This is a genomic window from Sinomonas cyclohexanicum (genome assembly GCF_020886775.1).
Classification (GTDB): Bacteria; Actinomycetota; Actinomycetes; order Actinomycetales; family Micrococcaceae; genus Sinomonas; species Sinomonas cyclohexanicum.
In genome coordinates, this window is the sequence record NZ_AP024525.1 from 2,569,558 (window position 1) to 2,589,452 (window position 19,895).

Consider the following 19,895-nt stretch of genomic DNA (forward strand, 5'->3'; position numbering starts at 1 on the left):
CCCCGCCGCCATCCACCCCCGTACCAGGAAAGCAAGGACGCTGCCATGACCAACCGTGAAGACATGACCCTCACCTCCTCCGGGTTCTACGTGTCGCAGGAGGCCCCCATCCGCACCGACAACCCGGTCCCGACGCCGTCGGTGCCCGCCCCGGACATCCTGCGCTGCGCGTACATGGAGCTCGTGGTGACCGACCTCAAGCGCTCGCGCGACTTCTACGTCGACGTGCTCGGCCTCACCGTGACCGAGGAGGACGAGAACGCCGTCTACCTGCGCTCGCTCGAGGAGTTCATCCACCACAACCTCGTGCTGCGCCAGGGCCCTGTCGCCGCCGTCGCCGCGTTCTCCTACCGCGTCCGCACGCCGGAGGACCTCGAGAAGGCCGTGGCGTTCTACACCGAGCTCGGCTGCCGCGTGGAGCGCCGCAAGGAGGGCTTCACGAAGGGCATCGGCGATTCGGTGCGGGTCACCGACCCGCTGGGCTTCCCGTACGAGTTCTTCCACGACGTGGAGCACGTCGAGCGCCTCGCGTGGCGCTACGACCTCTACACGCCGGGGGCCCTCGTCCGCCTCGACCACTTCAACCAGGTCACCCCGGACGTGCCGCGCGCCACGAAGTTCATGCAGGACCTCGGCTTCCGCGTCACGGAGGACATCCAGGACGAGGAGGGCACGGTCTACGCCGCGTGGATGCGCCGCAAGCCGACCGTCCACGACACCGCGATGACCGGCGGCAACGGCCCGCGCATGCACCATGTCGCGTTCTCGACCCACGAGAAGCACAACATCCTCGCGATCTGCGACAAGCTCGGCGCGCTGCGCATGTCCGACGCGATCGAGCGTGGGCCGGGCCGCCATGGTGTCTCCAACGCGTTCTACCTCTACCTCCGCGACCCGGACGGCCACCGCGTCGAGATCTACACGCAGGACTACTACACGGGCGACCCGGACAACCCCGTCGTCACGTGGGACGTCCACGACAACCAGCGCCGCGACTGGTGGGGCAACCCGGTCGTCCCGTCGTGGTACACCGAGGCCTCGCTCGTCCTCGACCTCGACGGCAACCCGCAGCCCGTCGTCGAGCGCACCGAGTCCTCTGAGATGGACGTGACGATCGGCGCCGACGGGTTCTCCTACACCCGCGCGGACGACGAGAACGGCTCGTACCACGGCCAGGCCTCGAAGGGCTTCAAGATCGGCAACCAGCTCTAAGCCATGCTGAACGAAGAGACCATCGCGGCAATCGCCGATGAGCTCGTGGAGGCGGGACGGACGCGCACGCCCGTCCCGCTCCTCCACACGCGCTACGAGAGCATGGACGTCGAAGACTCCTACGCCGTCCAGAAGCTCTGGGCCAGCCGGCTCGAGGCGGAAGGACGGCGGGTCGCCGGACGCAAGATCGGCCTGACGTCCAAGGCCATGCAGGCGGCCACGGGCATCACCGAGCCGGACTACGGCGTCATCTTCGACGACCAGGTGCTGGAGAACGGCGCGGTCGTGGAGTGGAAGCGCTACACGCATCCGCGCATCGAGGTCGAGCTCGCCTTCAAGCTCGGCCGTGACCTCAAGGGCCCCGGCGTCACCCTGTTCGATGTGCTCGACGCGACGGACTACGTGGTGCCCGCCCTCGAGATCCTCGACTCGAGGATCGAGATGGAGGGCCGCACGATCGTGGACACCATCTCGGACAACGCGGCTTTGGGCGCCATGGTGGTGGGCGGACGCCCGGTGCGGCCGCACGACGTCGACCTCCGCTGGGTCTCGTCGCTGCTCTACCGCAACCAGGAGATCGTCGAGACAGGCGTCGCGGCCGGCGTCCTCAACCACCCGGCGACGGGCGTGGCGTGGCTCGCGGACAAGCTCGCCCAGCACGGGCAGGACCTGCGCGCGGGAGACATCATCCTGGCGGGCTCGTTCACGCGGCCCATGTGGGTGTACGAGGGCGACACGGTGTACGCGGACTACGGACCCCTGGGGACGGTGACATGCCGTTTCGTCTAGAGCCCGAGCGGACGTTCCGCCACGCCCTCGCCGCGGCCGCCCAGGCCGCGGGCCCCGATGGCCCGGCCGCGCAGATCGGCCTGTGGGTCTGCTCAGGGAGCCCGCTCGTCGCCGAGATCATGGCAGGGTCCGGCGCGCAGTGGCTCCTGATCGATGCCGAGCACAGCCCGAACTCGCTCGAGTCGGTCCTTGCCCAGCTGCACGCCGTGCACGGCTACGACGTGCTGCCCATGGTGCGGCTGCCGTGGAACGACACGGTGCTCATCAAGCAGTACCTCGACCTTGGGGCGCAGAACCTCCTCATCCCGATGGTCAACGATGCGGAGCAGGCCCGCGCCGCCGTCGCGGCGGTGCGGTACCCGCCTCACGGCGTCCGCGGCGTCGGCTCTGCGCTTGCCCGCGCGGCCCGGTGGAACCGCATCCCCGACTACCTGGCCCGCGCGGACGAGACCATCTCACTCACGGTGCAGATCGAGACGGGCGAGGCCGTGGGCAATGTCGAGGAGATCCTCGCCGTGGACGGCGTGGACGGGATCTTCATCGGACCGTCCGACCTCGCCGCCTCGATGGGACTGCTGGGCCAGCAGGAGCATCCCGAGGTGCGCGCCGCCGTCGAGCGCTGCATCGACGCCGCCCAGAAGGCCGGGAAGCCGGCGGGCGTGAACGCGTTCGTCGAGGCGACCGCGCGGCACTACATCGAGCACGGCGCGCGGTTCGTGCTCGTCGGCGCCGACGTTTCCATCCTCGCCCGCTCGAGCGAGGAGCTCGCCTCCCGCTTCGCGCCCGCGAGTGACACGGCGGACGATGGCGAGCGGCCGGCGAGCTACTGACCTCGCCGCCGACGGTGGTTGAACACAGCGGAGCCGAAATCCGGTCGGGTTTCGGCTCCGCTCCGCTGTGCCCCCAGACACAACTCGCGGCCCCTTTCAAGCGCGTCTTGCCCGAATGGGGCCCGAGTTGTGCGTGAAGGCACGGTCAGGGCTCAGGCTCCGGTCTGGCGCCGGAACCAACGGCGCCAGAACGACGGCGGCCGCGTGGCGTCGTCGTGCGCCTCCCCCTCGGCGCGGGAAGCCTCAGCGGCCGCACGGCGATCGTGCCATGCCGCGACCTCGGCCTCGACATCACGCAGCTTCGTCACGACCGGCGGGCCACCCAGGAGCTGCCGTCTGGCTTCGATGACGCGGCGGTTGAACGATTCGAGCGCGTCGCGGACCTGCTTCTCCGTGTACAGGTCGTCCAGGGTCTCAGGGAGCCGGGCGTCCTCGACGCGCAGGACGAGGGCCTCGGGCCCGAGCCCCGTGAGCTGCTCGCGCTCGATGAGGCCCTTGATCCACCAGTCCGGGTCGTTGACGTTGTCGAGGTTCGGGATGGGCTTGCCCGCGTACTTCAGGTGGTCGAACTCGCCGCGGGCCATCGCGTCGCGGATGAGGTAGTCGGCGCGGCGGGCGGTATCGACCTCCCGGCGCTTCCGGTTGAGCTCCTCTTCGCGTGCGAGCTCCTCGGCTTCCTCCTGGGAGTGGGCTAGGCCGCCCGCCCGCAGCTCGGCGGCGCGCTCGAGGCGGCGCCGGAGCTCGTCCTCGCGTCGGCCACCGGCCATGGCGTTCCTCCCTTCACATCGCCCCGATCCCGGTCCTGCACACGACTGTGCCGTCACATCCCACGGTAGGACGCGACGGCACAGACGGGCGAGCGACGACGAACGGGCAGAGGGGTTCCTCAGTCGTCCTCGCCGAGGTGGTGCGCCTTCGCGCCCTCCTCGCCGTGGCCGATCCGGGCGTACAGCGCGGGGTGAGTGCGGCGGAGCCGCAGCGCCCAGAAGATGCCCAGGACGCCGGGGACCACGACGATCGCCGGGAGCACCCAGCTCAGGACGCTGGGCTCGGTCAGGCCGAGCAGGACGTCGAAGTTCGCCACGATGAGGGCGAACACGACGGCGAGCGCCACGGCCCCGATGGCCGGCGCCACGACGGCGGTCCAGGCGCCGACTCCGAGGTTCCGGCGGCGCCGGAAGAACCCGATGACGGCGACGGAGACGATGGCCATGAGCAACACGAGGCCCATGGCGCCCGCGTTCGTGAGCCACGTGAACATCGTCAGGACCGGGTAGAGCGGGCCAAGTTCCGAGCCGTTCCCCGCGATCGCGAAGCCGATGGTGACGAGGACTGCGATGCCGGTCTGCACGAGGGATCCGGCCTTGGGAGCGCCGTGGTGGCTCGTGGCCTCGAGCCAGCCCGGCAGGACCCGCTCGCGGCCGAGGGAGAAGAAGTACCGGGCCACGGCGTTGTGGAAGCTCACGAGCGCGGCGAAGAGGCTCGTGATGAACAGGACCTGGGCGATGTCCGCCGCGATCTGCCCCACGTGGGTGCCGAGGAACGTGAAGACGAGGTCCGGCCCCTGCTGCCCCGCCGCGTCGAACAGCTGCGAGGGGCCCGTGCCCACGGCCATGGCCCATGCGGACACCGCGTAGAAGACGGCGATGATGCCCACAGCGGTGTACGTGGCGCGCGGGATGGTCCGGTGCGGCTCCTTGGCCTCCTCGCCGTAGATGGCCGCGGACTCGAAGCCCATGAAGGCCGCGATGCCGAAGGAGAGCACGGCGCCGATGCCGGGCACGAAGAGGCTCGACGGCTCGAGCGGCGCGGCGGTGACGCCCTCGGGGGCGACGGCGAACGAGGCGACGTCGTACACGATCACCACGAGGAATTCCAGGGCCACGAGGACGCCGAGGACCTTAGCGGAGAGATCCACGCGGTTCACACCGAGGAGCGCGACGACGGCGATGCAGACGAGGATGGGAGCCCACCACGGCACGTCGATCCCGAACCGCTCGGACAGGAGCGAGGAGACGGTGAAGCCGAAGATCCCGTAGATGCCCACCTGCATGAGGTTGTAGGCCATGAGGGCGGTGAGGGACGCGCCCACGCCAGCTGGCCGGGAGATGCCCTGGGAGACGTAGGCGTAGAACGCGCCGGCGTTGGTCACGTGGCGGCTCATCGCGGCGTAGCCGACCGCGAAGACGGCCAGGATGGCGCCGAGGATGAGATAGGAGAGCGGAACGCCCAGGATCCCGGTCACGGCGAACGTCGTCGTCACGCCTCCGGCCAGAACGGTCAGCGGCGCCGAGGCCGCGATGATCATGAGGGTCACGGACGCGACCCCGAGGCGGCGCACGCGCCCGTGGGCGGTGGCCTGGGCCACTGCTGCCTCCTTCACTCTGCGCTGCGAGCTCGTCGAGGTGCTCATGGGTCCTCCAAGTATGTCGGGGTGGGCTGGGGGTGCGGCGATGCTGATTCAGCATGCCGCCGCAGCGCGTGCTGTGACTTGTCGCACAGCGAACGCTTGTTGTCCTCCGGAGCGCGGCAGGTCGTCCGGGGGGTGATGCACGACGGCGCGCGCTCACCGCTCGGGTGAGCGCGCGCCGTCGTGCGCATGAGCCGTGCGCTACATGTGGCAGTGCCCGCCCGCCGCGGGGGCCGGGACGTCGAGGACCGGGCTGCGGTCGAAGAAGCCCTCGGGGCGGATCTTGAAGCCCACGTGGTCCACGGGCATCATGGGCCAGTCCTCGGGCCGCGGGAAGTGGGTCAGGCCGAACGTGTGCCACACGACGAGGTCGGTGCCGTCGAGGTCGCGGTCCTGGCTCTGGAAGGCCGGCAGGCCGGCGCCGCCGGGGTGCTGGTTGACGAAGTCCCCGGTCGGGTAGCGCTCGGACTCGTCGTAGCGAGTCACCCAGAGGGCCTTCGTCGCGAACGCGGCGCGCGCCGCGACGGACGAGCCCGGGTCCGCCAGGAGCGTGGGCATGCCCTGGGCATGGATCTTGTACGCGACGGGATCGCCGAGCCGGTTGAGGGACTCGGGGTTGGAGACGACCCACGAGCGGCCGGCCGCCGTGTTGTTCTCCCGGGCTGCCTCGGACTCGCGCGCGATCACCGTGCGCCTGCGGGTGAACGCGTTGCCGCGCTCGTTGCCCGGGCCCATCGGAACGCGCACGGCGTCCTCCTCCTCGACGCGGTTGGGGCCGCCGTCGAGCGCGAAGTCGAGGCGCGCGCTGAAGAGGTGCTGGTGGAACGGCGCGCCGAGGCCCGGGGCCATCTCGGACGAGTACGGGTAGTCCTTGGACGGCTGGGCGCTCGTGAAGACGATCCCGGTGGCCTTGGCCTCGAACTCGATCGTGCCGTCGAGGTAGAGGTACCAGTAGAAGCCGTAGTCGTAGTTGCCGATCGTGGTGAAGAAGCTGATCACGAGGCGCCGGTTGCGCCGCACGTAGCTGATCCCGGTCCACAGGTCGGAGTGCTTCGAGAGGATGGACCAGTCCTCCTCGTGCATGCAGATGCCGTTCGTGATGGTGCGCGGGTTGCCGAACGCGTCGCTCACCACCGGGCTCAGGTAGGTGATCTCGCCCAGGCAGTCGCAGCCGAGCTCGAGGGAGTTGGCGTACTGGCCCACGAGGTACTCGCCCGTGTCGAAGTAGTTCTGCCACGAGCGCACCGGGGAGGGGTCTCCGTACGGGACCACCATCTCGGCGATCGACGCCCGGTCGAGGATGCGGCGGCGGCGCGTGGTGCCGTCAGGCTTGACGTCGTCGAACGAGATGTTGTGCAGCACGAGGCCCTCGCGCACGTCGAACCCGACGTCGAGGCTCCAGCGCTCCCACTCGACGTGGTTGCCGCCCGCGACCGTGAAGCTGGGGCCCTCGGGCTGGGTGATCTCGATCGGCTTCTGGCTCGTCCTGATCTCCCCGGTGAGCTCGGGATCGGTGAAGTTGCCGTGCTCGGCCGGCACGGGGACCATGCCGAAGTCGAGGACCTGGTCCACGGAGCGGTTGACCACGTCGATGTACGCGACCAGCCCGTCGACCGGATGCGCCCACGGGCTGTCCGTTGCGTGCTCCTGCACGAACGCGAGGCCGCGGAGGATCCGGCGGCCCTTCTCCTCGGGGTACTCGAAGACGCCGGCGGACAGCGGGGCCACGCGGACGGTCGCCGGGTCGAGGCCGCGGGCAGCGAGCGCATCGAGCCAGCGCTCATCGGCATTGAGGATCTGCTCCACCGCCTCGAACTCCTCCTCGAGCACGGGAAGTTCGCCGGTCACGGAAGTGTCGAGCTCGACGTCGGTGTCCACCTCGCCGCGCGTCACCGAGACGGTGACGTCGTGCGGGGCCGCGCCCGCGACGTCGTGCAGGAACACGCGGAACCTTCGGTCCACCTCGGGGAGCACGACGCCGGTCTGCTCGCCTCCCGCCGCGGGGCGCGAGCCGCGCGGCGGATCGACGAGGCCGAGATAGGCGATGCGGGTGGTCTCGGTCCACAGGCCGGCACCCGCGAGGATGGCGCGGACGGCCGTGATCTCCTCGGCGGTCGCGAGCGCGAACCGGGCATCGGGATGCCCTGACGTCGCCGCCGCGGTCGCGGCGTCCTGGGGCTCGTGGCAGGCGTGCTCGTGGGTCGCGGTCTCAGCGGTCATGGCGGTCCTCCATTGGTCGGCCAGGTTTTTATTCTATGGACGTAGAGAATAACCGCCTGTAAGCTGAATCACAACAGGCGTAGAAAAAAGAGATCGGAGTCCCGGTGCCGAAGATCGTCGACCACCACCAGAGGCGGCTCGAGCTCGTCGACGCGACGTGGCGCATCATCGCCGAGCGGGGCCTCGACGCCGCGACGATGCGGGAGATCGCCGCTGCGGCAGGCTTCACCAATGGCGCCCTCAAGCCCTACTTCGACTCGAAGGACCGCCTCCTCGACTTCGCCTTCGAGCACATCTTCGACCAGACCAACCGGCGCATGGAGGAGGCCACGGCGGGCCTGACCGGGCGCGACGCCCTGCGCGCGTACTGCCACGAGATCCTCCCTCTCGACGAGGATCGCCTCGCCGAGGCCCGCGTCGCGATCGCGTTCTGGAACAAGGCAGTGCGCGATCCGGCCAAGGCGGCACTGCACGAGCGCTCCATGGACCAGTGGCGGACTGCCATCGCCGGGTTCCTGGCCGCGTCCGGCCTCGAGGACCGTCCGGGCCCCGGCGGGATGGGCGCGGCGGTCGGAGCCATCATGGACCTCGTCCTCGGCGCGCAGATCACCGCGATCCTCTCCCCCGTCGTCCACGACCCGCATCAGCTCGTCGCACAGCTCGACCTGCTCCTCGACGCCGTGCTCGTAGGTGCGGCCGCATGAGCGCGCTCCTGACACCCCGCCCCACGGTGCCGGCACGGCCTGCGGCCGCGCCCGCGGGCCTGGACGTCACCGTGGCGCGCGACTTCGATTCGTGGCGCCGCGCCGTCTCGGCCTCTTTCGTGCCGCTTGCGGTGGAGGCCGACCACCGCGGGTCCTTCGAGGGAACGATGAGAGGCACGCACCTCGCCGCGGAGGACCTCAGCATGATCGAGGTGGCCGCGGGCAGGCACACGGTGCTGCGCACGCCCGAGCTGGTCGCCGCATCGGAGCGGAAGTACTTCAAGCTCAGCATCCAGCTCGCCGGCACGGGCCTGCTGATGCAGGACGGCCGCGAGGCCGTGCTGACCCCGGGCAACCTCGCGGTCTACTCGACGGACCGGCCGTACACGCTCGCGTTCGACGGCGACTTCCGCTCGCTCGTGCTCATGTTCCCGCACAGTGCCCTGGACCTCCCGGCCGACGCGATGGCCCAGGTGACCGCGACAGGCATCAGCGGCACTGACGGCCTCGGCGGGCTCGTGGCCCCGTTCCTCGTGCGGCTCTCGGAGAACCTCGAGACCATCGCGGGGCCCAACGGAGCCCGGCTCGTCAACAACGCGCTGGATCTCGTCACCACGCTGTTCAACGGCGAGCTCGACGCCCGGTCGGCCGTCTCCCGGGACCCGCACCAGATGCTGCTGGCCCGGATCCATGACTACGTCGAGGCCCACCTGCCCGATCCGGACCTCGCACCGGGCGCGATCGCCGCGGCCCACTTCATCTCGACCCGCCACCTCCACGACCTGTTCCGTGAGCTCGGAACCACGGTCTCGGCGTCGATCCGCGAGCGCCGGCTCGAACGGTGCCGCCGCGACCTGCGCGATCCAGTCCTTGCGGACCGTCCCGTCACGGCAATCGCCTCGCGCTGGGGCCTGACCGATTCGGCGCACTTCAGCCGGATCTTCCGTGCGGCGTACGGGGAGCCGCCCACGGCGTACCGCGCGGGCGGCCGCTAGCATCGTCCCCATGACGGGGAAGCGGGGGCGCGACGCCGGCGGATGGGTGCCGGACGTGCTCGGCGACGGGTTCGAGCAGCTCACGGTCGAGCCCGACGGCGGCGCGCCGGCCACGGTCGTGCGGTACCGCGGGACGTCGCGCCGGTGGTGGCGCCGTCCCGCCGTCGGCACCGACGTGCTGTACGTCCATGGCTGGAGCGACTACTTCTTCCAGCGCCCGCTCGCCGAGTTCTGGCATCGAGCCGGCGCCCGGTTCTACGCGCTGGACCTCCACACCTTCGGCCGCAGCCTGCGCCCGGGGCAGGTCCCTGGCGACGCGAGGGACCTCGCCGACTTCGACCCCGACATCGCGGCGGCGCTGGCCGTGATGGGACACGGCGTGGGGCCGGGCGGCGCGGCGAACGACGGCGCTGCCCCCTTGGGCACGGGCCGTCGCCGCCTGCTCCTGCTCGGACATTCCACGGGCGGGCTCGTGCTGAGCCTGTGGGCCGCCCGCCACCCAGGAGCCGTGGACGCGCTCGTGCTGAACAGCCCGTGGCTCGAGTTCCAGGCGTCGGAGATCGCACGCCGTGCCATGACGCCCCTGCTCGAGGCCCGCGCCCGGCTGCTCCCGAAGAGGGCCCTCCCTGAGGTCGACTCGGGCAACTACGCCCGCACCGTCTCGGCGGAGCTCGGCGGCGAGTGGACGTACAACGCGGCATGGCGGCCCGCGAAGGCCTTTGCCCTGCCGCCGGCCCTCCTCGCCGCCGTGTTCGCCGGCCAGGAGCGGGTTGCGCGTGGCCTCGACCTCGACCTGCCGGTCCTCGTGCTCCTCTCGGACCGCAGCTACCTGGCGGCCCGGTGGCGGGACGATGCGGCGTCGGCCGATGTCGCGATCAACGTCGACACGGTCGCGCACCGGGCCCTCTCACTCGGTGAGAACGTCACGATTGTGCGCGTGCCGGGCGCCGTCCACGATGTCTTCCTGTCATCTGCGCCCGTAAGGCGCCGGGCCTACGCGCGTATGGCCGCGTGGACGACCGGGGCGCTCCGGCTCGGCGGGCCGGACGCCTGGGCGGAGCGTGTCGAGGGGCTGTAGGCGCGCGAGGTCCTACGACGCGGTGCGCAGGAATGGCACGAGCTCGTCCAGGATCGGCCCAGCGGGGGCGAGCGTGCCCGCGTGCGTGCGGCCGGGCAGTTCCACGAACCGCGCGTTCGGCATGAGCTCGGCGGCCCTGCGCGAGTCCGCAAGGCGCTGCGGGTCGCGAGTGCCGGCCATCAGGAGAGCGGGGAGGGTCAGCTGGGCGACGACGGCCTCGGGCAGCCCCGGATCCTCCTCGGTGCCCGTGAAGCAGGCCGCGAGCGCTGCGGGGTCGTTGGCGAGGAAGGCCTGGCGCGTGGCCGGGTCCACGTTCTTCCCGGCGGCGTCGAGCCCCTCGACGAACGCCTCGATCCGGCCGGACTGCAGGGCCTGAAGGTACCCGGGGAAGAACACCTTCGCGACTTCCCCGTGCTGGGGCCGGTAGGTCCCGCCGAGTGCGGTGAGGGACCTGGTGCGGTCCTGGGCGGTGGCCGCGAGTGAGAAGGCGACGCGCGAGCCGAGCGAGTATCCCACGGCGTGTGCCGTCTCGATGCCCTCCGCGTCGAGCACGGCGAGGACATCCCCGATGTGGCGGGACATGCGGTACGCCTCGGCGTGCTCGGGCTTGCCGCTGCGCCCGTGTCCGCGCAGGTCGATCCGCACCACCCGGAATCCCTCGAGCGCACCGACATAGCCGAGCCCGCGCCAGATCGCCTTCGAGAGGGCCGAGCCGTGCAGCAGGACGACCGCGGGCCCCTCCCCCGCGGCGTCGTAGGAGATCTCGGTGCCGTCGGACGGGTTCAGGGCGGTGCTCACCGGCACACCCTACCGCCGCTGACAGCCTTGCTGGCCTCCCGTGTGGCGAACCCCTCAGGCGCGCACGACGGCGGCACGCGCCGTCCGCTGCCTGCCCACCCACGCGGCGGAGGCCAGTGCGGTGACGAGCTCGATCGCGATGACGACGAGCATCACGGCGATGTGTCCGTCGTCTGCGCCGGCGGCCGTGATCTCGTGGACGCCATGGGAGTGTGCGCCGGCGGCTCCGCCGCCCATGGCACCCATCGCACCCATGGCACCCACCGCACTGAGGACGAGGGCCGCGTGGACGGCGACCATGGCCAGCGACATCCCGATCACTGCACGGGCGGCCCGCACGCTGGGCCGGCGCCAGAGGTGCCACGCGCACGGCAGGCACGCGGCCGCCATGGCGAGCCCGAGCACAGCCATCCAGCCGCCCGCCGGGACCATGGCGAGGTGCGCCGCGCCGCCTGCCGTCGCCGCCGCGGCGGCCCATCTGCCGGTCGTGTGTGTCATGGACCCACTGTCCCGCAGTCCCCCACGCCGGGTCCGCGCGCTGAGCGCACGCCCCTTGACGGCCAGCGCATGGAACGCGGCACTGTCCCCACCACGCTTGCTCCCCCGCCACAGCGCAACGGCGGGCCCACCCCAGAAGGGGTGGACCCGCCGTCGTGCGTCCTTAGCTCTGGGCTGTCAGCGCACCGCGTCCGGGTGCTCGCTGATGTACTCCGCGTGGGCATCGGCAACGTGGAGGTCGACCCCCTTGGTCTCCTTGACCAGGGAGACGCCGATCAGCGAGATGACCGCGGCGATCGCGATGTAGACGCCGATCGTCCACGACATCTTGAACTCGTTCATGAGCATCTCCGCGATCATGGGGGCGAACGCACCGCCGAGGATCGCGCCGAGGGCGTAGCCGATCGAGACTCCGGAGTAGCGGACCCTGGCCGGGAACATCTCGGCGTAGAGGGCCGACTGCGGGCCGTAGGACAGGCCCAGGCCGATCGTCATGACGAAGATGGCCACGAAGTACCAGACGATGTTCTTGGTGTCGATCAGGAACCACATCGGCACCGCCCACAGGGCGAGGAACGCGTAGCCGATCTGGAAGGTGCGGACGCGGCCCAGCCTGTCCGAGATGATCCCACCCCAGAGGGTGAAGACGAGCCATCCGAACGACGCGAGGGTGGTGGCCAGCAGGACCGTGGGCTGGTCCATCTTCAGGACCTTGACCGCATAGGTCGCGAAGTACGCGATGAGCAGGTACCCGGCGGCGTTGTTGGCGATGAAGATGACCGCGGTGAGGATGACTTCCTTCCAGTTGTGGCGGAAGAGCTGGCCCAGCGGGGCCGAGGACTCCTTCTGCCGCTCCTGGAGCTGCTTGAAGACCGGGCTCTCCTCCACCGCGCGGCGGATCATGTAGCCGACCACGATCAGCACGATCGAGAACAGGAACGGCAGGCGCCAGCCCCAGTCGGTGAACGCCGGGCCCATGACCGTGGTCAGCAGCCACAGGGTGAAGGTCGCCAGGATCATGCCGATCGGCACGCCGATCTGCGGGTACGCGCCGAAATAGCCGCGCTTGTTCTTCGGTGCGTGCTCGACGGACATCAGGGCCGCGCCGCCCCATTCGCCGCCCGCGGAGAAGCCCTGCAGCACGCGCAGCAGGATGAGGAGGACGGGGGCGAGCGCCCCGACCTGGGCGTACGTGGGCAGCACGCCGATCAGCGACGTGGACAGGCCCATCATGATCAGCGTGAACACGAGCATCTTCTTGCGGCCGAGGCGATCGCCGAGGTGGCCGGCGACGATCGCGCCCAGCGGGCGGAACAGGAAGGAGATGCCGATCGTCGCGAACGCGATCACCTGGGACAGTCCCGGGTTCTCCTTCGCGACCGGCGCCAGGAAGAGCGGGCCGAGGACGACGCCGGCGGCCTGGGCGTAGATGAAGAAGTCGTACCACTCGATGGTGGTTCCGACGAGCGTGCCAGCCAGAACCCGACGTTCCTCACGCGACATCGCGGAAGCGGGCTGGGCGGCATTGACTGCCTGGGACATTCGAACTCCGTGGTTCTAGGGTGCGGGGCCCGGGGGCCGAACGGTTGACCGGGCTGCCTGGCTGGCAGCCTTCCCCCGATTTACTTACCGATTGGTCGGTCAATAAAGAGGAGCATACATGATGTGTGAGGTACCACACACCCGCTTCCGGCCCTAGACGGCCGCAGTCGCCGAACGGTACCGCGCGTGCGCCAAATGGCGGACCATGCTTGACTGATACCTTTGGTGTTCGATAATTGAACGAGATGTGCTGATATGGAACGACATCACGATGAGCCGACGCTGCCGTTCCGACCCCTGTGAGGACACCCCATGCCACGAACCGCCGCCGAGACCGGGCCGCATTCCCAGACCCTCTCACGCGGAATCCGCGCCCTCGAAGTGCTCGCCGAAGCCAGGACACCCCTGACGATCGCTGAGCTCTCGACCGCGCTGGACGTCCACCGATCGATCGCCTACCGGATCGTGCGCACCCTCGAGGACCACGCCCTCGTGACCCGCGACGACTCAGGCCGTCTGCAGCCGGGGGCCGGCCTCGCCGTCCTCGCGCGCTCCGTCTCGCGGGACCTCCAGGCCGCGGCGCTGCCTGAGCTCGGCCGGCTCGCGGCCGAGCTGCACATGACGGCGTTCGTTGCCGTCTGGGACCGCTCCGACTGCATCACGCTCGCCACGGTGGAGCCCCAGCACAGCGGCGCCACCCTTGCCCAGCATCCGGGGACGCGCCACCCGCTCGACCGCGGTGGCCCGGGCATCGCGATCCAGTCCGCGCTCGGGCGCGAGGAGTGGGCGGTGCGTGCCCCCGGAGTGCGTTACCGTCCCGAGTCGGACGAATCGCGGGCACGCGGTTACGCGCTCAGCCACGACGAGGTGATCCCGGGCACCGCGTCGGTGGCGGTGCCGCTCCTGCTCCCTCACCATCGCCCTGCGGCACTGGCCGTGGTCTACCTCAGCGCGGACGCGGTGGACACGGGATCAATCGGCACCGCGCTCATCGCCGCCGCGGAGCGGATCGCCCACGCCGTCGGCTGAGTCGACCGCGCTCCGCGAGCCGAGCTCACATCAGGCGCGGCGCCGCACGATCGCCACGACCACACCAAGGGCCAGGAGGACGGCCGCGGCCGCGATCGGAACCCACGACGCCGCGTGCGCGCCTCCCGCCTCGGCGAGGGCACCGGCGGTGCCGGCCCCGAGGGCGACCCCTGCGACGAGCCCGCTCGCCAGAGCCGTCATGACGGTTCCGACGCGGCCCTTCGGCGCGAGGCGGCCGCCGATCCCGTAGACCGTCACCATGATCGGACCGACAGGGATCCCGATGACGAGCATCACCGCCGTCATCGCCAGGAGCGTGCTGGGAGCGAAGAGGAGGAACGTCACGGCCAGGAGCACGGCGGCACTCGCCGTCCAGCGCGCGGGGAGGGCGAAGCGGCCCGGCCACACTGCCACGCTGAGGGCCGCCGCCGCTGACGTCAGACCGAGTGCGGCGTAGAGCAGCCCCCGGCCTCCGCCGCGCCGAGGCCGCCGGCGAAAGCCGTGAGGGCGCTCTGGGTGCCGCCGAAGTACGCGCCCATCGCGACCATCGCCCCGATCGGGACGAACACGATCGCCCCGGCGCGCTGCCCGGCCGCTGGCCGCCCGGCCGCTGTTGGAGCATGGGTCAGCTTGGACACGCTCGGGCGTACGGCCTGGACGGTGGGGTGGATGGCGAACGCCGTGACGAAGACCGCCGTCAGGACGGCGGCGACCACGAGCGGGAGCCACGGGGCGACGAACGCCGCGAGCGCGCCGACGAGGGCGGGCCCGAGGACGAACGTCGCCTCGTCCGCGGTCCCCTCGTAGGAGAAGGCAGCGTCCCTCTCGAGCTCGCGCAGCGGGCGCCCCTCGGTGAGCGCCATCCATCGCGCCCGGGCGAGCGGGCCGACCTGCGGGGTGGTGAGGCCACCGACCAGTGCCGCGGCGAGCACCGGGATCGGCGCCAATTCGCGGAGGCCTCCGGGCGGGTAGCAGGCGGCGACGATGGCGACCATGGCGGCGGCATTGGCCAGTCCCGCCACGAGCACGACGTTCCGTTGGCCCTTCCGGTCGGCGAGCCAGCCGAGCACGGGAGCGCCGATCGCGGCACCGATGCCCACAGCCCCGGCGGCAAGCCCGCCCAGGGCGTACGATCCGGAGGCGACCGAGGCCAGGGTCAGGGTTCCGATAGTGAGCATCGCAAGGGGCAGCCGTGCGATGAGCGCCACGGGGATGAAGACCGGTCCGGCCAGCTGCGGGAGCACAGCGTACCGGGCAAGGAGGGAGACTCGGATGGCCACGGAGTACCTCGAGGACGTGCACGGCGTCCCCGCCACCCGCCGTGCTGGACCCGGTAGCCCTCACATCCTAGCGTGGACACGGCCATTCCTGACGTGGGTACCGCTGCGGTCGCCTTGTCCCGAGTCGGGTCGATGGGGCCGTCGTGCGGCCGGCGAGGCCCGTCAGGCGGCCGGGCTGCCGGTGACGCCTACAGACGCTATATGGGAGCCTGTCCTGCCCTTGGCAACCCTGATCTGGGCCGGGATCCTCTGTTTGAGCTCGGAGACGTGGCTGACGAGGCCGACCACCCGCCCCCCGGCGCGCAGGCCCTCGATCGCGTCCATGACCTGCTCGAGGGCCTGTTCGTCGAGGCTCCCGAAGCCCTCGTCGACGAAGAGAGTCTCGATGTCGATGCCGCCCGACTCGTGCTGGACCACGTCCGCCAGGCCGAGAGCGAGGGACAGCGCTGCCATGAACGATTCGCCCCCAGAGAGGGTGGACGGATCGCGCCTCTGCCCGGTCCAGCCGTCGACGACGTCGAGGCCGAGCCCCGACGCCGCCCCGCGGGCGGCGAGGGCGTCGCTGTGCTCGAGGCTGAATCGGCCGTCGCTCATGGCGAGCAGCCGTTCCGTGGCGGCCAGTGCCACCTGTTCGAGGCGCGCTGCCAAGACGTAGCTGTGCAGCGACATGCGGCGGTCGTTGTCTCCCTGGCCCCGCACAGTCCGAACCAGCTCCGCGAGGCTCTGAGACCGCCTGCGGGCATCCTCGAGCGATGGCACTGACGCCTCGAACTGCTCGCGGAGCGCCGCAACGCGTTCCCGGGCCGCGGCAGCGTCCCGGGCCGCGGCCTCGGCGCTGCGCAGTCGGCGCTCGGCCCTGTCCTCGACAGTGCGCAGGGCGTCGAGGTCCGCGCGGGACACGGCCTGCCCCGCAACCTCGGCCTCGAGGCCCCGTCGCACGGCAGCCGAGGCGAACAGGCCCTTCAGCTGCTGCTCTTCCGCCTCGTGGGCTCGGATCCGGGATTCGGTGCGGACGGCGGCGTCATCGTCCAAGAGGGCCGCTCGCGCAGCATCCCCGTCGGCGAACTCGGTCGCGCCGAGCGCGGCCTCAAGCAGCTCAGCCGTGCGGGACTCCTCCGCGACAGAGGCACGGGAGCGCACGAGCGACTCCTCGAGGGCCGCAAGAGTGCGGGACAAGGCCGCGACGTGCGCTTGTCTGGCTCCGACGCTGGGGAACCCCGCACGCCACCCATCGACCTCCGCCCGCAACCGCTCGATGTCCTGGGTCCTCCGGACCACGGATTCCTCGGCACGAATCCGGAGGGCAGCGGCCTCGTCGCGTCCCGCCACCGCCGCGTCCAGCTGGGGGCCCAGAATGCCGAGTCGCTCCACGACGGCACGAAGCCGCGTGTCCGCCTCGGTCGCCGCCCGTACCGCCGCGAGCTTGTCCTCGCGGACGAGGACTGCCTTGTCGGGATCGGTTGCTCCTCCGCGCGCTTCGATGCCCGCGAGCGCCTCCCTGGCCGCTGCGACGGCCTCCTTGGCCTGGTCCTCCCTCGCGCGCGCGGCTTCAGATTCCTTGGCTGCCGTTCGCTCCGCGTCGACGAGGGCAAGGGGGTCCTCGGCGCCGATCGCCGGGGCCGGATGCTCCCCGGATCCGCACACGGGACACGGGACCGCGTCGGTGAGCTGTGCCGCGAGCTCCGCCGCGCTCTGCTCGAGCCTGCGTTCTCGCAGGTCGAGCCAGGACTGCCTCGCATCGAGCGCCGCGGCACGGCACCGTTCGAGCTGCTCGCTGGCCGAGCCGACGGCTCGCGCTGCCCGGGCGTGCTCCTGGACGGCCGTGACCACGGACTCGGCCGCCGTGGCCTCGAGCCTGGCCGCCGCGAGCGCCGCGGCCGCCGGTTCGAGGAGGGTCCGCTCCCCCGTGAGCTCGCGGATCTCGTGCGACAGGCCTTCCGCCGCCGCCGCGAGACGGCTCGCGGTCGCGCCGGCGTCCTCAAGGGCGTCGCGGTCAGCGCCGAGCGCTGTCTCAAGGCTCGCCAGTTCCTGCTCCGCGACCGCACGCTCGGCGAGCACCGCCGCCTCGGCAGAGGCTGACAGTGCGGCCGCCCGCGCGCGCTCTGCCTCTGGGAGTCCGAACGAGTCGAGGGCACCCCTGTCCTCTCGCCCGGTGCCCCACCCCGCCGCCACGGCGGCCTCGAGGTCCGTCCGCGCGGCCGCACGGGCTGCCTCTGACCTCCGCGCCGCCGTCGCGGCCTCTGCCAGTGGGGTCCTCAGGCCGCTTGCGGCGGCGTGGCGCGCGAGGCGTGCCTGCCGCTCTGCATGCCCAGCCGATTGTTCCTCCCAGTCGTGGCGGCGCTTCCGCGCCTGCGTGAGCTCGGCGGCGTCCTCGAGCGCGCTGGCGACCTCGGCCGCGCGCGTGCGTGCGGCCGCCAGTTCCTCCTCGGCCGGCCCTCGCTGCCGCAGGGCGACGGTGTGGCGCCGGACGAGGGCTGAGTCGGCCCACTCGAACAGCGCCCTCGCTTGGGCGGGATCGAGCGGTCCGTCGGGGTCCAGCACCGGGGCGGCTGCCAGCTCGGAGGGCTCGGTTCCCTGCTCCGAGCCAGGCCGCGAGGTTCCAGACACGCCCGCCTCGGCCGGAGTCGCCTCGGGGTCGGGCCCGAAGGCATGTGCGTCGATCTCGCCCTCCAGCCTCAGGACGGGCGTTGCCGCCGCCCGCTCGGCGGCCTCCGAAGCGGACCTCGCCTCCTGGGCCAGGGCACCGAGCTGGGCCTCGACGTCCGCGAACCGCTGCGTGCCGAAAAGCCTCTCGAGGAGCTCGACGCGGTCGGACGCCTTGGCGCGGAGGAAGGAGGCGAACTCTCCTTGCGGCAGGAGCACCACCCGCGTGAACTGCTCCCGGGCCATGCCCAGGACGTCGGCCAGCAACGCTCCCGCCTCGTCATTGCGCGACGTGAGAGGGCGCCATTCGCCGTCGACGAGCTCGCGGACGTGGGTGGAGGCCTTCTGGGCGACCCATCCGGCGGACGAGCGGAGGCTCGGCCGGGCCCACTCGGGGGTGCGCCGGACCTCGAAGCGGCGCCCCCGGGCGCTGAACTCGAGGAGGACCGCCGGCTCCGCGTCGGCTGGCGCGTGGTGGCTCTTGAGGGACTTGGTTCCCTGCCGTGCCCCGGGAAGGGACCCGTAGAGGGCATAGCAGACCGCATCGAGGATGCTGGTCTTGCCGGAGCCGGTCGGCCCGTTGAGGAGGAACAGCCCGTGCTCGGCGAGAGCATCGAAGTCGATGCTCTCGTTCCCGGCGAAAGGTCCGAACGCGCTGACCTCGAGTCGGTGGAGCCTCATCGCGACACCTCCGCAAGGCGTACGGCCTCGAGCGCCTCGCCCAGCGCGGCCCGCTCTGACTCATCGGGGCCACGGCCTCGGACGTGCTCAAGAAAGCCGCAGCAGAGATCGAGGTCGCTGCTGGCCGCCGCGAGCCGCTCGCTGTAGCTCGCCACGGGGGTTCGGCCGCCGCCGTCGGGCTCGAAGACGAGGGCGACCGCGAGGGGGAACCGCGCCCGCAGCCGTTCCATGGCGCGCTGGGGGCGTTCGGCATCGGTCAGGGTGATGTGGCAGTAGGCCGTCTCGGCACCGGCATGTGCGGGGGCCTCGAGCAGTTCCTCGAGGGGACCGCGCAGCACGGCAAGCCGATGGCCGCTGGCCCAGCCCACGGACTCGACCGAACCGATGCCCTCCGGCCCGATGTCGAGCAGCCACGCCCCCTTGGCCTGCCGGGCCTCGGAGAAGGAGTAGGCAAGGGGCGAGCCCGAGTACCGGATGGTCGGGGCGAGCTCCTGCCGGCCATGCAGGTGGCCCAGCGCCACGTAGTCGAACCCCCCGAACACCTCCAGGGGGACGACGTCGAGCCCGCCGACGGACAGGGCCCGCTCGCTCTCACTCGGGGCGCCGCCGCCCGCGAAGGTATGGGCCATCACGATGGAGTGGACGGTGCCCTCGCCGCGGCGGCGGGCCAGGTCCCCCCGCGCGCGCTCGAGGGCGGCGGCCGTGACGGCGGTGTGGCCTGGAGCGTCCGCGCCGAGGGAGTCCGCGACGAGACGGGGCTCGAGGTACGGGAGCCCGTAGACGGCCACGTGTGCTCCATCCCCCAGAGGCAGCAGCACGGGCCGTGGGATGTCCTGGATGCGCGTCCTCACGTGCACGCCGCCGTGTTCGAGGAGGCTCGAGGCGAATCCGAGCCGGACCGCCGAGTCATGGTTGCCGCTCGTGATGATGACCTGCGCCCCGGCCGCCGTGAGGCGCACGAGCGTCCGGTCCAAGAGCTCGACGACGTCCACGGCCGGGAGCGCGCGGTCGTAGACGTCCCCCGCTACGAGCACCGCGGCGATGCGCTCCGAGTCCACGAAGTCGACGAGGTGGTCCAGCCACTCCGCCTGGGCGGCGAGCATGCCGACACCGTGGAACGACCGGCCCAGGTGCCAGTCGGAGGTGTGCAGGATCTTCATGCGGACGACGCTAGCCGGTGGCACCG

17 protein-coding genes are annotated in these 19,895 nt (G+C 71.3%); 7 read left to right on the plus strand and 10 right to left on the minus strand.

Annotation, left to right across the window (positions count from 1 at the left end; all coding sequences use genetic code 11):
- Nucleotides 1–45 precede the first annotated feature (45 nt).
- Genes hpaD through SCMU_RS12260 form a run of 3 tightly spaced genes read left to right on the plus strand, consistent with a single transcriptional unit; the run spans nt 46 to nt 2,831 of the window.
- Nucleotides 46–1,212: a 3,4-dihydroxyphenylacetate 2,3-dioxygenase gene (gene hpaD / locus SCMU_RS12250; RefSeq protein ID WP_229229417.1), complete on the plus strand. Its 1,167-nt coding sequence runs from the start codon at nt 46–48 to the stop codon at nt 1,210–1,212.
- 3 nt (nt 1,213–1,215) lie between these two features.
- Entirely contained in the window at nt 1,216–2,001 is a 786-nt protein-coding gene (hpaH, locus tag SCMU_RS12255; protein WP_229229418.1) for a 2-oxo-hept-4-ene-1,7-dioate hydratase, read from the plus strand.
- Nucleotides 1,986–2,831 carry an HpcH/HpaI aldolase family protein gene (locus tag SCMU_RS12260; protein ID WP_229229419.1) on the plus strand — a complete coding sequence of 282 codons (846 nt, stop codon included), beginning with the start codon at nt 1,986–1,988 and terminating at the stop codon, nt 2,829–2,831. The genes hpaH and SCMU_RS12260 overlap by 16 nt, the downstream gene beginning before the upstream one ends.
- Before the next feature lie 152 nt (nt 2,832–2,983).
- On the opposite strand, the gene SCMU_RS12265 is transcribed toward SCMU_RS12260, so the two are convergent.
- From SCMU_RS12265 to SCMU_RS12275, 3 genes are all read right to left on the minus strand, one after another.
- Nucleotides 2,984–3,598 (minus strand): DnaJ family domain-containing protein, encoded by a 615-nt coding sequence (locus SCMU_RS12265; protein ID WP_229229420.1) that lies wholly within the window; start codon nt 3,596–3,598, stop codon nt 2,984–2,986.
- A gap of 119 nt (nt 3,599–3,717) precedes the next feature.
- Complete coding sequence (locus SCMU_RS12270) at nt 3,718–5,244, minus strand: APC family permease (protein WP_229229421.1); 1,527 nt, start codon at nt 5,242–5,244, stop codon at nt 3,718–3,720.
- Nucleotides 5,245–5,442: 198 nt separating this feature from the next.
- Nucleotides 5,443–7,461 (minus strand): primary-amine oxidase, encoded by a 2,019-nt coding sequence (locus SCMU_RS12275; RefSeq protein WP_229229422.1) that lies wholly within the window; start codon nt 7,459–7,461, stop codon nt 5,443–5,445.
- 104 nt (nt 7,462–7,565) lie between these two features.
- On the opposite strand from SCMU_RS12275, the gene SCMU_RS12280 reads away from it, so the two are divergent.
- Genes SCMU_RS12280 through SCMU_RS12290 form a run of 3 tightly spaced genes read left to right on the plus strand, consistent with a single transcriptional unit; the run spans nt 7,566 to nt 10,238 of the window.
- Complete coding sequence (locus SCMU_RS12280; protein WP_229229423.1) at nt 7,566–8,165, plus strand: TetR/AcrR family transcriptional regulator; 600 nt, start codon at nt 7,566–7,568, stop codon at nt 8,163–8,165.
- Nucleotides 8,162–9,160: an AraC family transcriptional regulator gene (locus tag SCMU_RS12285; protein WP_229229424.1), complete on the plus strand. Its 999-nt coding sequence runs from the start codon at nt 8,162–8,164 to the stop codon at nt 9,158–9,160. The genes SCMU_RS12280 and SCMU_RS12285 overlap by 4 nt, the downstream gene beginning before the upstream one ends.
- Before the next feature lie 10 nt (nt 9,161–9,170).
- Nucleotides 9,171–10,238 (plus strand): alpha/beta hydrolase, encoded by a 1,068-nt coding sequence (locus tag SCMU_RS12290; protein ID WP_229229425.1) that lies wholly within the window; start codon nt 9,171–9,173, stop codon nt 10,236–10,238.
- A gap of 12 nt (nt 10,239–10,250) precedes the next feature.
- On the opposite strand, the gene SCMU_RS12295 is transcribed toward SCMU_RS12290, so the two are convergent.
- The 3 genes from SCMU_RS12295 to SCMU_RS12305 all read right to left on the minus strand — a co-directional run bounded on the left by SCMU_RS12295 (nt 10,251) and on the right by SCMU_RS12305 (nt 13,076).
- The gene (locus tag SCMU_RS12295; RefSeq protein ID WP_229229426.1) at nt 10,251–11,036 is read right to left on the minus strand and encodes an alpha/beta fold hydrolase; all 786 of its coding nucleotides are present in this window, start codon (nt 11,034–11,036) and stop codon (nt 10,251–10,253) included.
- A 54-nt stretch (nt 11,037–11,090) separates the two neighbouring features.
- Entirely contained in the window at nt 11,091–11,534 is a 444-nt protein-coding gene (locus tag SCMU_RS12300) for a hypothetical protein (protein WP_229229427.1), read from the minus strand.
- Between the two features lie 177 nt (nt 11,535–11,711).
- On the minus strand, nt 11,712–13,076 hold the full coding sequence (locus tag SCMU_RS12305) for an MFS transporter (protein ID WP_229229428.1): 1,365 nt from the start codon (nt 13,074–13,076) through the stop codon (nt 11,712–11,714).
- Nucleotides 13,077–13,388: 312 nt separating this feature from the next.
- Here SCMU_RS12305 and SCMU_RS12310 point away from each other — a divergent pair, with 312 nt between their 5' ends.
- Entirely contained in the window at nt 13,389–14,105 is a 717-nt protein-coding gene (locus tag SCMU_RS12310) for an IclR family transcriptional regulator (RefSeq protein WP_229229429.1), read from the plus strand.
- 30 nt (nt 14,106–14,135) lie between these two features.
- On the opposite strand, the gene SCMU_RS12315 is transcribed toward SCMU_RS12310, so the two are convergent.
- The 4 genes from SCMU_RS12315 to SCMU_RS12330 all read right to left on the minus strand — a co-directional run bounded on the left by SCMU_RS12315 (nt 14,136) and on the right by SCMU_RS12330 (nt 19,869).
- A complete protein-coding gene (locus SCMU_RS12315) occupies nt 14,136–14,519 on the minus strand; it encodes a hypothetical protein (RefSeq protein ID WP_229229430.1) in 384 nt (127 codons plus the stop codon).
- Nucleotides 14,520–14,542: 23 nt separating this feature from the next.
- Nucleotides 14,543–15,385, minus strand: coding sequence for an MFS transporter (locus SCMU_RS12320; protein ID WP_229229431.1), 843 nt, complete (start codon nt 15,383–15,385; stop codon nt 14,543–14,545).
- A gap of 162 nt (nt 15,386–15,547) precedes the next feature.
- A complete protein-coding gene (locus tag SCMU_RS12325) occupies nt 15,548–18,709 on the minus strand; it encodes an AAA family ATPase (protein ID WP_229229432.1) in 3,162 nt (1,053 codons plus the stop codon).
- Nucleotides 18,706–19,869 (minus strand): exonuclease SbcCD subunit D, encoded by a 1,164-nt coding sequence (locus SCMU_RS12330; RefSeq protein WP_229229433.1) that lies wholly within the window; start codon nt 19,867–19,869, stop codon nt 18,706–18,708. Before SCMU_RS12330 ends, SCMU_RS12325 begins: the two co-directional genes overlap by 4 nt.
- Nucleotides 19,870–19,895: the final 26 nt, after the last annotated feature.

What these genes read in the sequence shown, in the direction of transcription:
- SCMU_RS12330 (WP_229229433.1), bottom strand. Translation starts at nt 19,869, where the DNA reads ATGAAGATCCTGCACACCTCCGACTGGCACCTGGGCCGGTCGTTCCAC.
- hpaH (WP_229229418.1), top strand. Translation starts at nt 1,216, where the DNA reads ATGCTGAACGAAGAGACCATCGCGGCAATCGCCGATGAGCTCGTGGAG.
- SCMU_RS12285 (WP_229229424.1), top strand. Translation starts at nt 8,162, where the DNA reads ATGAGCGCGCTCCTGACACCCCGCCCCACGGTGCCGGCACGGCCTGCG.
- hpaD (WP_229229417.1), top strand. Translation starts at nt 46, where the DNA reads ATGACCAACCGTGAAGACATGACCCTCACCTCCTCCGGGTTCTACGTG.
- SCMU_RS12310 (WP_229229429.1), top strand. Translation starts at nt 13,389, where the DNA reads ATGCCACGAACCGCCGCCGAGACCGGGCCGCATTCCCAGACCCTCTCA.
- SCMU_RS12325 (WP_229229432.1), bottom strand. Translation starts at nt 18,709, where the DNA reads ATGAGGCTCCACCGACTCGAGGTCAGCGCGTTCGGACCTTTCGCCGGG.
- SCMU_RS12290 (WP_229229425.1), top strand. Translation starts at nt 9,171, where the DNA reads ATGACGGGGAAGCGGGGGCGCGACGCCGGCGGATGGGTGCCGGACGTG.
- SCMU_RS12300 (WP_229229427.1), bottom strand. Translation starts at nt 11,534, where the DNA reads ATGACACACACGACCGGCAGATGGGCCGCCGCGGCGGCGACGGCAGGC.
- SCMU_RS12275 (WP_229229422.1), bottom strand. Translation starts at nt 7,461, where the DNA reads ATGACCGCTGAGACCGCGACCCACGAGCACGCCTGCCACGAGCCCCAG.
- SCMU_RS12265 (WP_229229420.1), bottom strand. Translation starts at nt 3,598, where the DNA reads ATGGCCGGTGGCCGACGCGAGGACGAGCTCCGGCGCCGCCTCGAGCGC.
- SCMU_RS12260 (WP_229229419.1), top strand. Translation starts at nt 1,986, where the DNA reads ATGCCGTTTCGTCTAGAGCCCGAGCGGACGTTCCGCCACGCCCTCGCC.
- SCMU_RS12305 (WP_229229428.1), bottom strand. Translation starts at nt 13,076, where the DNA reads ATGTCCCAGGCAGTCAATGCCGCCCAGCCCGCTTCCGCGATGTCGCGT.
- SCMU_RS12270 (WP_229229421.1), bottom strand. Translation starts at nt 5,244, where the DNA reads ATGAGCACCTCGACGAGCTCGCAGCGCAGAGTGAAGGAGGCAGCAGTG.